The sequence below is a fragment of the Nitrosomonas sp. genome (genome assembly GCF_024282095.1).
In the GTDB taxonomy this organism is placed as follows: Bacteria; Pseudomonadota; Gammaproteobacteria; order Burkholderiales; family Nitrosomonadaceae; genus Nitrosomonas.
This window is the reverse complement of sequence record NZ_JAMWZS010000020.1, coordinates 14639-28112: the sequence shown is the minus strand read 5'-3', so window position 1 is coordinate 28112 and position 13474 is coordinate 14639. Positions and strand designations below refer to the sequence as shown.

Below are 13474 nucleotides of genomic sequence, written 5' to 3'. Positions count from 1 at the left end.
ACAGCATTACAACGCGTGAAGTCCCAATTTATCCAGCAATGCCCGGTCATGATCCGTTTCCGGATTTCCCGTCGTCAACAGCTTGTCGCCATAAAAGATGGAATTGGCACCTGCAAGAAAACACAGCGCTTGCACGGCTTCGGACATTTCCTGCCGGCCTGCGGACAAACGCACCATGGCTTTGGGCATGGTAATCCGTGCAGCAGCGATGGTGCGTACAAATTCGAGCGGATCAAGCGCTGCGGTGCCGTACAGTGGCGTACCCTGAACCTGCACCAAATGGTTGATCGGCACCGATTCCGGATACGGATTCAGATTGGCCAATTGCGCAATCAATCCAGCGCGCGACTGGCGGGTTTCTCCCATGCCGACGATACCGCCGCAACATACATTAATACCGGCATTGCGCACTTCCTGCAATGTGTCCAGACGATCCTGATACTGCCGCGTGGTAATGATTTCTTCATAATATTCCGGCGCCGTATCGAGATTATGGTTGTAATAATCCAGACCGGCTTCACCGAGTTGTTCCGCCTGACCGGGTTTCAACAAGCCCAGTGTAGCGCAGGTTTCCATCCCCAGTGATTTGACCGCGCGCACCATTTCGGTCATTTTCTCGATGTCGCGTTGTTTCGGACCGCGCCACGCGGCACCCATGCAGAACCGCGAAGCACCTTTGGCTTTTGCGGCAGCCGCGGCGGATACCACGTCATCGAGCGACAGCATGTCCTGACTCTCAACACTGGTATGATAGCGCGCCGCTTGCGGACAATAGCCGCAATCTTCGGGGCAACCGCCGGTTTTTACGGAAATCAGCGTCGATAATTGCACACCGTTGGCATCATGATGCTGACGATGCACACATTGTGCGCGATAAATCAGATCGTTAAACGGCGCGTCCAATAATGCCTCGATGTCCGCCACGCTCCAATATGTCGAGTCTTCCGATTTTCCGGTTATACTGATTGAGTTATTTTGTGTTTCGTGCGTTGTAAGTGAATTGTAATTCATGCCGATTTACCTGTCGTTCCGTTCAAATGGACAATGGATCATTTCAATTGCCGATAACCTTGGATGATCAAGGATTCAATGCACGCTGTCAATTTTTCCGCCATGCATTTTTTAATAACTGATTAATTACCGTGCAAATCTTCACCCGGAAAAATTGCGTACTGTGTGGAACTGCCGCCAACCAGGATGTATGCAACCCATGCATGACTCACTTGCCGCAACTGCCGGATAACCATTGCCCCATTTGTCTGTGGCCGGTGCCAACAGCGGAAATATGTGGTGCTTGCTTGAAAAAACCGCCGGCTTTCACACGTACCATTGCGGCATTGCGCTATACCTTTCCGATTGATGCGCTGATCCAGTCGTTCAAATATCAAGCCAATCTGGCTATCGCGCCGATTCTTGCTGACTTGCTCATCAAAAAACTAACCGCAATAGAAACGCGCGCAGATGTCATCATACCGATGCCGCTACACCCGATCAGGCTGCGCGAACGTGGCTTTAATCAGGCGATGGAAATCAGCCGCTATATCTCGAAGCATATGGGAATCATGATTCTGCCAGACAGTTGTAGCCGCATCAAACATACATTGCCACAAACCGGATTACCCTGGAAAGACCGTCAGAAAAACATTCACAAGGCGTTTAGCTGTAAAATTGATCTGTCGGGCAAGCATGTCGCGGTAGTTGATGATGTGATGACAACCGGTGCCACATTGAACGAATTGGCGAAGACGCTACATCAACAGGGCGCTGCTGAAATCAGTAATTGGGTAGTTGCCCGAACGCTATCCGAGGTCCATCAAACCGGTCCTTACGCGGTGTAAAAAACCATTTTCATAAGTCCTATGTTTAACATTATTCTCCATCAACCTGAGATTCCACCCAATACGGGCAATATTATTCGCCTGTGCGCCAATACCGGCATGCAGTTGCATCTTGTGAAGCCATTGGGGTTTCCGCTGCAAGACAAGCAGTTATTGCGTGCCGGCCTGGACTATCACGAATTTGCCCGGATCAAAGTGCATGAAAATTGGCTGAATTGCAGTCAAAGTTTACAGGGACATCGCGTGTTCGCGGTGACTACCAAGGGAAAACAGCGCTACGACAAAGTTGCCTATGCCGCGGGAGATGCTTTTTTATTCGGTGCAGAAAGTTGCGGTTTACCCATGCACCTATTGGAAACGTTTCCGGAGTCTCGGCGTATTCGAGTCCCCATGGTTGCAACCAGCCGCAGTCTGAACTTATCCAACGCTGTCGCCATTATCGCTTATGAGGCATGGCGTCAGGCTGGATTTCCATCGGGACAATAAATCGTTACTGCAGGTTGAGATTCTCGCTCAAGATGCGTGGCGTCACAAAAATCAATAGCTCGCGCTTGTTATCCACCCTGGTCGTATTGCGGAAAACATTGCCCAGCACCGGAATATCACCCAACATAGGCACCTTATTGACGATCAGATTCTCAGTGCGATCAAAAATACCGCCAATCACGACAGTGCCACCATTTTCCACCAAAACTTTGGTCGTGACTTGCTTGGTATTAATCGGTGGCGGCAGGAATTGATTAATCGCCGTGCCAATTTTGTCCTGATTGACATTTAATTCCATATCAATCTGACCATTGTAGGTAATCAATGGCTTTACCTTTAATCTGAGTGTTGCATCCATAAAACGGATACTGGTAGCACCGCTACTTGTCGCTTGCTGATACGGCACCCGGTCACCCTGCTCAATAATGGCTTCGATGCCATGCGCGGTTACCACACGAGGACTTGCAATAATCCTCCCCCTCTGATCAGTTTCCAAAGCAGATAGCTCGAGATTAATCAAACGGCCGTTGTTAATTTTCAATAAACTCAATCCCAATGCTGCAGGCCCGCCCAGCAATCCAACCCCAGCAGCAGCAGGCAGATTGACATTCAAATTGCCCCCACCACCCGCTGAACCGCCTGCGGCCAAGGCGCTTGAGTCTGCCAAATTGCCTGAAATTCCCAGCCCCTGACCACCCACATTCGTTGAATTTTGTATACCAAAACGTGCACCCAGATTTCGGCTGAATGTTTCAGTCGCTTCAACGATACGCGCCTCAATCATGACTTGTCTTTCAAAAACATCTAAGCGCTGTATACGTTTTCTGATCTCGGTTAATCTGACAGGAATATCAGTTACCGTGACCGTATTACTGATTTCATCTAAATTAACCGTACCGCGCTTACTAAGCATTCCTTCAAACGATATGGAGTTCACTCTGCGATGATTCAGGTGGAAAATTTCTGTACGTAGCGGCTCCATTTCAGTTACCTGCAACTGTGCTTCCAGATCCAGTAATTCTCTGTCCGCCATTTCTTTACGCGGCGCTACAAAAATGACGTTTCCCGTTTTGCGCTTATCCAGGCCATGCACTTGCAACACAATATCCAGCGCCTGATCCCAGGGAACATCCTTTAGCCGTAAGGTAAGATTTCCACTGACAGAATCACTGGCGATAATATTAAGATTGGTAAAGTCGGCAATGACTTGTAATATCGCTCTTACTTCTACGTCTTGAAAGTTAAGTGATAATCGCTCACCCGTATAGCCACCATTGATTCGCTTTCTTTTTTCCAATTCTTCTTCGCTATCCGTCAGCGCACGCACTTCCAGAATAAACTGTGAGCCGGATTGACGTGCAGAGTGCTCCCATCGGCCACTGGATCTAACAATCATGAGGACATTGTCGCCCTTCTTGGAAGTTTCAACAGTACTGACAGGTGTCGCAAAATCCACAACATCCAATCGCCTTCTCAGGCTGCTGGGTAGCGAAGTATCGACAAACTCGACAAAAACTTCATCGCCTTGCTGTTGAACATCAACACCAGCATTAACTTTCGTCATATCAACGACGATACGGCCTTCGCCATTTGTTCCACGCCGGAAATCTATATCGCGCAAGCTATTCATCTGCTTATTGGGGGTGTCTTCAGCAAATCGAACAGCTGCATTCACTACTTGATTCTCAGTTACCGCAACAAGCCGGATAAACAGCGTATTGTCTATCGCACGAATATCGTGCCGCATTAGTTTTGATAAATTCAACACCACACGGGTCCGATCTCCAACCTGTACGATATTGATGCTGCGCAAATCACCTTCTGCAGCTTCTTGGATATTCTTACCCATGCCATTGGCAACCTGGTAAAAATCAAAATAAATACGAAAAGGATTACTGAGTGAAACACCCATTGGAAGGGCTGGCAATGGGCGATCTAGCGCTAATTTGGCAACTACTTCACCATTCTGGATGTTAGAAATATCGATTGACCGAATATGATTACTATTTTGAGGTGTCTCTGAAAGCTGAATCTCTTCAGCAAAAACCGTGGTAACAAAAAAAATCAACAGCGCTGCTATTCCCAACCCTAGAATATTTATTTTCATTGTCGATAGCTACATGGTCCTATTTCTAATTCTTCAGCATGAGTGCACTAGTCCGCTCAGTCCATTCATTCACGCCCCCCTGTACAATTTCCACCAGCTTAACTTCCGCTTCTGAAATATGATCGATTTTCCCAAAATTCTGCCCCAAATAATTGCCTTTCTTAACGCGATGCAATGTGCCATCTGGAGATTTTATCAAAGCAAAGATCGACTCTTCCCGTTGCAGTGAACCAACCATCGATAAACTCTCCAACGAATAAGATTCCAACACTTCCTTGCTGCGATTTAAGTCTGGTTGAATGCCACTCATTGTATTCTGCGCTTGATCACTTTTACGTGGCAAAAATGGATTGGGAATATCAAAAGCCTGATATGTGAAATGCTTATAGGGTTTAACTTCCGGTAGTGGATCAATCTGCCCATGTAAACCATTACCTGAATCATTAATAAATGTTTCCAGATCACTATAACCATTCTGACTACAAGCCGTTATCATCATCACTGAAATAATCAGTAGTACTAGTAGGAATATGTTTCTAATCATAATTCATTTTCCTCCAGTCTGCTTTGCTATTTCTTCTTCATCCAGATAACGAAATGTTTTTGCAACGGCATCCAGTACCAATTTCCCATCAGTTCCAGGTGTTATGCCAATGTTGTTCAATGTTACAATCCGTGGTAATTGTGCAACATCGCTGACAAATGCGCCAATATCATGGTATCCGCCGATCACACGTATTGAAATTGGCAGCTCGGCATAAAATGCATTGATAGTTTCATTAGCGGCCGGTTTAAACAACTCAAACTGTAACCCTCGACCTAAACCTGCTTGATTAACATCGACTAATAGCGCTTCCATTTCTGATTTATCCGGCAATTGCCTCAACAAAGCAGTTAATGAGTGTTCAATATCCTTTAACTGCTGACGCAAAGCCGGCAAATTCACAGCACTTCTTTTTTTAGCCAGATAAGTAGTTTTTAATGTTTCTTCTTGGGCTTGGGCATCCTCCAGTAATTTAACCTGTTCTTCCCAAACGAAAAAATAGCCTGCAAATATAATGGCAACAAACAAAATCACCAGCGCACTCACCTTAAATGCAACTGGCCAACTTCCTGCATTATTTATGTCAAGCTGACGTAATTCGATAAGTAGATTCATTGCGACACATTCTTAAGTTAAGTTTGTCTGATTGAGTTGAGGAATAAATTCTATAATTCATCAATAGCTGTACGCTTGAGCTTTACCTTCATATTAAATTCGTTTTGGCGTGCATTGTTTACAGTAATCGCTTTAATCTCTATCAACAATGCGGATTCTAGATGTGGAGAAGATTCGAGATTACGCATCAACGTAGAAACCCACGCATTCGATTGCGCGTACCCTACCAGATTAATATCGTGATCCACCTGTTTTACACTCTGCAGATACACACCATCCGGCAGCAATCTCACTAGCTGATCCAATAAATGAACAACTTCAGACCGACTATGCTGCAATGTCTCAACAATTTTTTTGCGTGCCAATAATTCTTTGGTACGCGCCTTTATTTCTCTAATTTCAGCAATTTCTTTGTCCAAAATAGCAGTCTGGTCATTCAAATACTGATTGCGACCATTCTGATATTCTATTTCTCCAGCGATTATCGTATATACCCCCCAAACGACAAGGATGCCCAGCAAACTGACCAGCCCCGCCAGCACTGCAATTTGCTGTTGTTGCGCCTTGCGCTTTAATTCACGATGAGGTAGTAGATTAATTCGTATCATGATGGATCAAAGCTTCGCAATGCCAAGCCGCAGGCAATCAACAAGGAAGATGCGTCTAAGTTAAGTTGTCTCGCAATAATACGACTCGATAATTCCATATTTGAGAAAGGATTAACAACGAAAGTACTCACTTGTGTACGTGACGCGATAATTTCTTTAAGACCTGGAATCACTGCACATCCACCTGCTATAAAAATATAATTGACCTCGGTATATTGGGTCGACGTGTAAAAAAATTGAATCGCCCGCATCACTTCTATCGCTAATGTTTCACAGAATGGTTGCAAAACATCTGTTTTATAGTTATCAGGTAAATTCCCACTGCGTTTGGCAATTTCCGACTCTTCCGACGAGAGATTAAATTGATTACCAATCTCCTGCGTCAACTGGTTACCGCCAAATGGCTGATCTCGTGTATATACCGGTTCACCATTGTGAAAAACATTAATTTTCATGACAGTTGCGCCAATATCAACCAATGCAATCACTTGATCCTTACCACCTTCGGGTAACTGACCGAGCGTTAATTCAAATGCCGCTTGCGCCGCATAAGATTCAACATCCATGACTATTGCTTTCAGACCGGCCGATAAAGCAGCGGCCACTCGATCTTCCACTTTTTCTTTACGCGATGCGGCAATCAGGACTTCAACCTCTTCTGGACTGTTTGGCACCGGCTTAACCACCTGAAAATCTAGGTCAATCTCATCCAGCGGAAAAGGAATGTATTGACTGGCTTCATTTTCAACCTGAAAAGCTAAATCTTCTTCACGCTGACCGGCTGGTACAATGATCTTCTTAGTAATTACATCGGTGACCGGTAGTGCGAGCGCCACGCTCTTTTGACGTGTTCCCATACGCTTCCATCCACGTTGCAGACATTCGCCCACTGCTTCTAAATTAACAATTCCGCCATCCAGCATTGCATCCGCCGGCATAGGCTCAATTGCGTAGCGTTCAATGCAATAGGCTTGATTTCTCTTGCCAGTCATTGATAATTCGACCATTTTCACAGATGAAGAACTGATATCCACCCCTATTAACCGAGGCGATTTCATCCTAAAAAAGTCTAGACTGAGATCCAAATTTTCCTTGAACATTGGTTTGTAAGAAGTAATACTCGCAGATTATTAAATTACCCAATTAACGCTAAATATATGTAAACTACCCGTTTCGCTAAATTTATAGAATAGATTAAACAACTTACTTGTGAAGTAGATTCTGACAGAGTTGACAAATTCTTATCCTAAGAAAAACAGCATATATTGCCCCTATAATTGTAAATTGATGTTTGTTCACGCCATTTAATTAAATCCATTTTCATGTTCGCTCGTTGGCTTTATTATTTTTTTGTTACTCTGTCCGCATTAGGTTTGATTGGTGTGCTACTAGCCGGATTTGCTGCGCTGGTCATCTATTCCAACCTACCATCACTGGATACATTGACTGATTATCGTCCTAAGATTCCATTGCGCATATACAGCGATGAAGGTCTACTCATAGGAGAATTTGGCGCGGAACGCAGAAACGTTGTAAAAATCTCTGAGGTGCCGGAGCATCTCAAACAAGCGATCCTTGCAGCAGAAGATGATCGTTTCTATGAACATGGCGGTGTTGATTATCTGGGTGTATTGCGCGCCGCCCATTCAAATTTCTCAGCGGGGAGTGTGCGTCAGGGTGCCAGCACCATCACCATGCAAGTGGCGCGAAACTTTTTTCTAACAAGAGAAAAAACACTGACAAGGAAATTCAGTGAGGCGCTGCTGGCCTTCAAAATTGAGCATAACCTGAGTAAAGACAAGATCCTGGAGCTTTACATCAATCAAATTTATCTCGGTCAACGCAGTTATGGTTTTGCGGCAGCAGCGCAAACGTATTTCGGAAAATCGCTACAGGAAATCAATGTGGCTGAGGCCGCTATGTTGGCAGGATTACCCAAAGCGCCTTCTGGTTATAACCCAATCAGTAATCCTAAACGCGCCAAAAGTCGGCAAATCTATGTACTGGGTCGGTTGCACAAGCTCAATCACATCTCAAGCGAAGAACTCAGTGCATTAGAAAAACAACCCATTCCCATTAAAAAGCAATCAACAGTCTTTGCAATGCCTGCTGACTATATTTCTGAAATGGTTCGTCAAGTCATATATGATCGTTACCAAGAAGAAGCATATAGTAAGGGCATCAAAGTCTATACGACTATCCGCCAGCTGGACCAAGAAGCTGCCTACCATGCGCTGCGAAAAAATATCATTGATTATGACAGACGTCGTGGTTACCGTGGCCCTGAAGCCTATATCGATTTATTGAAGTATGGCACCAACCAGGAAAAAACGCTTGATGATGCATTGGATGAAGTCAGCGATAGCGATGATGCTTACGCAGCGATTGTATTAGCCGCCAAATCCAATGCAGTACGAGCTTATCGGAAAGGTGGAGAAACTGTTGAGATTACAGGTGAAGGGCTTAAATTTGCACAAAAATTTCTAAGCGACAAAAAAGAAGCTGGAAAAAAATACATTACCCCCGGTGCATTAATTCGTATACAAAAAGATAAAAAGAATGCATGGCATATCGTTCAACTCCCGGAAATAGAAGCTGCCCTTGTTTCTCTTGATCCCAATGATGGTGCTATCCGTGCTTTAATCGGTGGATTTGATTTTCATAAAAATCAATTCAATCACGTCACACAAGCATGGCGCCAACCCGGCTCCAGCTTTAAACCTTTTATTTATTCCGCAGCTTTGGAAAAAGGCTTCACGCCGGCCACAATTATCAATGATGCACCACTCTCATTTAGTGCAACCCAGACAGGGAGTCAATTATGGGAACCCAAAAATTTTGATGGCAAATTTGAAGGGCCTATGCGTATGCGTACTGCATTAGTCAAATCGAAGAATCTCGTGTCGATCCGAATATTGCAAGCCATCGGCATTCAGTATGCTCAGGATTATATTACCCGATTTGGCTTTGAAGCCAATCGCCATCCTCCCTATTTACCCATGGCATTAGGTTCAGGTTCGGTTACACCAATGCAAATGGCTGTCGGATATGCCATTTTTGCAAATGGCGGTTTTCGTGTTGCGCCTTATTTTATAAAGCGTATTGAAGATGAGAAAGGTAATACGCTTGAACAATTCCAACCTGTAACCGTCTCAAATGGCGCCAAGCGGGTCGTCGATCCACGTAATGCATTTATCATGACTAGCATGATGCAAGATGTGATCAATCATGGTACAGCTATTAAAGCCAAACAACTGGGGCGTACCGATTTGGCAGGAAAAACCGGAACTACCAGTAATTTTGTCGATGCCTGGTTCTGCGGCTTTCAAAAAGATCTGGTGACAATTGCCTGGACAGGATACGATGAACCGAGATCATTAGGAAATAACGAAACCGGGGGACGTGTTGCATTGCCAATTTGGATGGATTACATGGGTCCGGTGCTAAAAGGTATTCCAATGGCAGAATACAAACTCCCTAATGGGATCCTTGCAACAAAAATCAATTCATCAACAGGATTTCGGGAATCTGCCGGAGATGTAGTCGAATATTTTTTTAACGAACAGCTTCCGCCACTTTCAGACTCTCCATCCCTTATTGATCAAGCCCCCAAAGTCACAAGAGATTTAAAAGATCAATTGTTCTGATATCAATTCTTCTTTAACCAACTTGCAGCTTCTATTGCATAATAAGTTAAAATCCCATCTGCACCAGCGCGCTTAAATGCAAGCAAGGATTCCAACACACAAGCTTCTTCATTTAACCATCCGTTAAGTGCAGAAGCTTTGAGCATGGCATACTCACCACTGACTTGATATACAAATGTCGGTGCACCATATTGATCTTTGATGCGACGCACAATATCCAAATAAGGCATCCCAGGTTTAATCATCACCATGTCAGCACCTTCGTTGAGATCCAACCCAACTTCCCATAACGCCTCATCTGAATTTGCAGGATCCATTTGATAGGTATATTTATTACCCGCGCCAAGGTTTGCTGCAGATCCAACCGCATCACGAAATGGCCCATAAAAACTCGAAGCATACTTAGCTGAATAAGCCAGGATACGCGTATGAATGAATTGTTGACTATCCAAAGCACTCCGAATCGCTGCAATACGTCCATCCATCATATCGGATGGTGCCACTACATCCGCACCGGCTTGCGCATGCACCAATGCCTGTTGGCAGAGAACACTGACAGTTTCATCGTTCATGACGTAACCGGATTGATCAATTAAACCATCTTGGCCATGGCCTGTATATGGATCCAGTGCCACATCCGTAATAATCCCCAATTCAGGGAAATTCCTTTTTAATTGCCTGATTACTTTTGGCACTAATCCATCAGGATTATATGCTTCGCTAGCCGTAAGATTTTTATGTTCGGTACTAATAACCGGAAAAATAGCAATTGCAGGAATGCCTAGCTGTAAGCATTTCTCAGCTTGCATCATTAAATTATCAACACTCTGTCTTACTACACCAGGCATTGACGCAACATGCTCAATCTGGTTTTTCCCATCTAATACAAAAACCGGATAGATCAGATCATCGACTTGAAGGCAAGCTTCTCGTACAAGGCGACGAGAAAACTCATCACGCCGCATGCGACGCATCCTTCTTTGAGGAAATTGGCTATGAGAAAACATAATCGGAAAATGAAATAAATAAATAAAATTTTTAAAAAATAACTTTGGGAACTTATTAGGTGATTATATCCTCTTATAAAGGGACGGTCTTGATCGTATCCCCTGTCTTCCCTCCCTGAGACAGGGCCTTAAGTGATATTAAGGCAGCTCCCCCCGGTTTTACTCCCCTTTAGCCGGGGGGTTTTTTATATATAGCAGTATATAAAAAACTCACAACTTCTAACTATTCCGCAGCCAGCCATTAATAACATTGCTTGCGTCTTCAACACCTGTAGTTGCTAAGCTAGAAAACAACTGAACGGTACAGTGTGGATACGCATCTTTGATATACAAGTTTACATCTTTTAAAGTATTATTTGCTTGCTGCTTGCTCAGTTTATCAGCTTTTGTCAATAAAATATGAACTGCCTTTCCAGTTGGTGCAAACCAATCGAGCATTTGGGTATCTAGAGATTTAAGTGGGTGACGGATATCCATTATCAATACTAACCCTTTGAGTGACTCACGTGTTTGCAGATAGTTACTTAATAATTTCTCCCAGTGTTCACGAATAGGATGCGGAACCTTGGCATACCCGTATCCCGGCAAATCAACAAGAAACTGTTCAGCATCCAATTTAAAAAAGTTAATATGTTGAGTACGGCCTGGCGTTTTACTGACAAAAGCCAAACGATTTCGATTAGCCAGCGTGTTAATGACACTTGATTTGCCAGCATTAGATCTCCCAGCAAATGCAACCTCAATACCCGAATGTTGTGGCAAATCTCGAGCATCATTCACCGATGTATAAAAAACAGCATTCTGAAATTGAGACATAAAAAACACTTTATTGAAAATTAAAAGGAAGATTCCTTATTTAATCGAAGATCGTTAGCAATTATAACTAATCCATCCAGCACTAAATTTTCGACAATCATAATTGGAATCTTAATAAAAGGTATAAGGCTAGAAGCACCTCCTCCACTCATGATACAGGTTTCAACTGGATGATCTTGTTGTAATGAAAGTAAGTTGTACATTCGCTCAATGGCTCCCACTAGGCATTGGATTACACCACTTTGAATTGCATCATTGGTATTTTGCGGAAAATTTCTATAACTTCCAGCGTCGGCTTTTATCAATTGTGTACCTGATAATAGGCTATTAAGCATCAAGTGCATTCCCGGCATAATGATCCCCCCCAAGAATTTGCCTGAATCCGAAAGTGCATCGATAGTCACAGCAGTACCAACATTAATAACCAAACAAGCATGATGCCGAATTTCCCAAGCAGCGATTAAGGCAGCCCATCGATCACTGCCTAATTGTGCGGGATTTGCATAACCATTCAAAACATCGCACTGAAATGCTTGTGCGACAACCCAATGCGTTCTGGTTGACCAAATTGAAACGATTATATCGAGTTGACTTCGCGTAATAGCACGCGCGACATGTGAAATAACAATCAATGTCGGCTTAGGTAAGTCAGAAAATTCTTCTTTTAAGGTAGATATTTCACTATAAAGAACTTTACCTTTCTGGATCCATAGATTATCAGCATATAAACCCCATTTAATATATGAGTTTCCAGAATCTATCGCTAATATATAAGCCATAAGATCATCATCGTCACTTCATGCGCAAAGAAACGTCTCCGACATTATAAGAATTCCTACCCGCAGCAGTTACTAAAAATAGCGCCCCATCATCATTGATGCCATCAGCAATACCTTCAATTACCGAACCATTAGGCAAAGTGAGATAAACTTTTTCACCTTCAAAAGCGTGGTAGCTTATCCATTCTTTCTTAAAATGTACAAAACCGTATTTCTCAAATGCAATTAAAATATCTCTCAGTTCTGATAATAATGCACCGAGTATCACATTGCGATCAATATAATCACCAGTAATAGTAAATAAATCTGTAGCTTTTTGTTCAATAGCAGATTTAATCTTTTCGGAGAGATTAAAATTAATACCAACACCGATTACAGCACAAGAAGAACCAAGTACTTCGCCACGAAGCTCAATTAGAATACCAGCCAATTTATAGCGATGAAACAAGATATCATTAGGCCACTTAAGACTCACATCTTTAATAGAAAAAGAATTAAGAACACGAATTATCGCAATGCCAATCACCAAACTTAAGCCTGATAACTCATAGATACTATAGTTAAAATGCCATCGCAACGAGAATGTAAGACTATCCCCCAAACCACTATACCATGTGCGACCTAGACGGCCACGTCCGGCCGTTTGTAATTCAGCAGCTACAACTAAAATATGAGTGTTTCTTTCTTGCTGTATCTCTAAATTCTTAAGTAGGAAATTATTTGTAGAATCAATAGAATCAAGAATTATTAAATCAAAAAGCCTAGAATTAATATTAGAAGCTAAATTCCTCAATATTACGTCTGAGTTTAGCCAGCGAATGGGGCGCTCCCAGCGGTATCCTTTTCCACGGAGCTTAGTCAAGCAAATCCCTAAGGCATTGATACATTTTAAAGCTCTAGAAATCGTTTTGCGCGAACATTGAAAGTGCTCTACGATTGAAACACTGGAGTGAAATTTGCCATCACTTAGTAGGCGAAGTATCGAAATGGTATATATATTCATTTTAGTAGAATTCAAATATCAGAA

General features: G+C 43.2%; 13 protein-coding genes. 3 read left to right on the top strand and 10 right to left on the bottom strand.

All coding sequences use genetic code 11. The features are described 5' to 3' along the window. Positions 1–6: 6 nt before the first annotated feature. On the bottom strand, positions 7–1011 hold the full coding sequence (bioB, locus tag Q0K92_RS07525) for a biotin synthase BioB (RefSeq protein WP_297325191.1): 1005 nt from the start codon (positions 1009–1011) through the stop codon (positions 7–9). A 131-nt stretch (positions 1012–1142) separates the two neighbouring features. Between bioB and Q0K92_RS07520 the strand changes: the two genes are divergently transcribed. Both Q0K92_RS07520 and Q0K92_RS07515 read left to right on the top strand, forming a co-directional pair. Next, positions 1143–1838 (top strand): ComF family protein, encoded by a 696-nt coding sequence (locus Q0K92_RS07520; protein ID WP_297325190.1) that lies wholly within the window; start codon positions 1143–1145, stop codon positions 1836–1838. Positions 1839–1859: 21 nt separating this feature from the next. Beyond that, entirely contained in the window at positions 1860–2324 is a 465-nt protein-coding gene (locus Q0K92_RS07515) for a tRNA (cytidine(34)-2'-O)-methyltransferase (protein ID WP_297325189.1), read from the top strand. Positions 2325–2328: 4 nt separating this feature from the next. On the opposite strand, the gene pilQ is transcribed toward Q0K92_RS07515, so the two are convergent. Genes pilQ through Q0K92_RS07490 form a run of 5 tightly spaced genes read right to left on the bottom strand, consistent with a single transcriptional unit; the run spans position 2329 to position 7298 of the window. Beyond that, positions 2329–4431 (bottom strand): type IV pilus secretin PilQ, encoded by a 2103-nt coding sequence (gene pilQ, locus Q0K92_RS07510; protein ID WP_297325188.1) that lies wholly within the window; start codon positions 4429–4431, stop codon positions 2329–2331. A 25-nt stretch (positions 4432–4456) separates the two neighbouring features. Further along, positions 4457–4975, bottom strand: coding sequence for a pilus assembly protein PilP (locus Q0K92_RS07505; protein ID WP_297325187.1), 519 nt, complete (start codon positions 4973–4975; stop codon positions 4457–4459). A gap of 3 nt (positions 4976–4978) precedes the next feature. Then, positions 4979–5590: a type 4a pilus biogenesis protein PilO gene (gene pilO, locus Q0K92_RS07500; protein ID WP_297325186.1), complete on the bottom strand. Its 612-nt coding sequence runs from the start codon at positions 5588–5590 to the stop codon at positions 4979–4981. 50 nt (positions 5591–5640) lie between these two features. Continuing rightward, a complete protein-coding gene (locus tag Q0K92_RS07495; protein WP_297325185.1) occupies positions 5641–6198 on the bottom strand; it encodes a PilN domain-containing protein in 558 nt (185 codons plus the stop codon). Continuing rightward, a complete protein-coding gene (locus Q0K92_RS07490) occupies positions 6195–7298 on the bottom strand; it encodes a pilus assembly protein PilM (protein ID WP_297325184.1) in 1104 nt (367 codons plus the stop codon). Before Q0K92_RS07490 ends, Q0K92_RS07495 begins: the two co-directional genes overlap by 4 nt. A 222-nt stretch (positions 7299–7520) precedes the next feature. Here Q0K92_RS07490 and Q0K92_RS07485 point away from each other — a divergent pair, with 222 nt between their 5' ends. Beyond that, on the top strand, positions 7521–9845 hold the full coding sequence (locus Q0K92_RS07485; protein WP_297325183.1) for a penicillin-binding protein 1A: 2325 nt from the start codon (positions 7521–7523) through the stop codon (positions 9843–9845). Between the two features lie 2 nt (positions 9846–9847). On the opposite strand, the gene hemB is transcribed toward Q0K92_RS07485, so the two are convergent. The 4 genes from hemB to Q0K92_RS07465 form a co-directional block, all read right to left on the bottom strand. After that, the gene (hemB, locus tag Q0K92_RS07480) at positions 9848–10852 is read right to left on the bottom strand and encodes a porphobilinogen synthase (RefSeq protein ID WP_297325182.1); all 1005 of its coding nucleotides are present in this window, start codon (positions 10850–10852) and stop codon (positions 9848–9850) included. A gap of 219 nt (positions 10853–11071) precedes the next feature. Continuing rightward, entirely contained in the window at positions 11072–11668 is a 597-nt protein-coding gene (yihA, locus tag Q0K92_RS07475) for a ribosome biogenesis GTP-binding protein YihA/YsxC (protein WP_297325181.1), read from the bottom strand. Positions 11669–11688: 20 nt separating this feature from the next. Further along, positions 11689–12447 carry a type III pantothenate kinase gene (locus Q0K92_RS07470; RefSeq protein ID WP_297325180.1) on the bottom strand — a complete coding sequence of 253 codons (759 nt, stop codon included), beginning with the start codon at positions 12445–12447 and terminating at the stop codon, positions 11689–11691. Positions 12448–12460: 13 nt separating this feature from the next. Continuing rightward, positions 12461–13450, bottom strand: a complete 990-nt coding sequence (locus Q0K92_RS07465) for a biotin--[acetyl-CoA-carboxylase] ligase (RefSeq protein ID WP_297325179.1) — start codon at positions 13448–13450, stop codon at positions 12461–12463. Positions 13451–13474 lie beyond the last annotated feature (24 nt).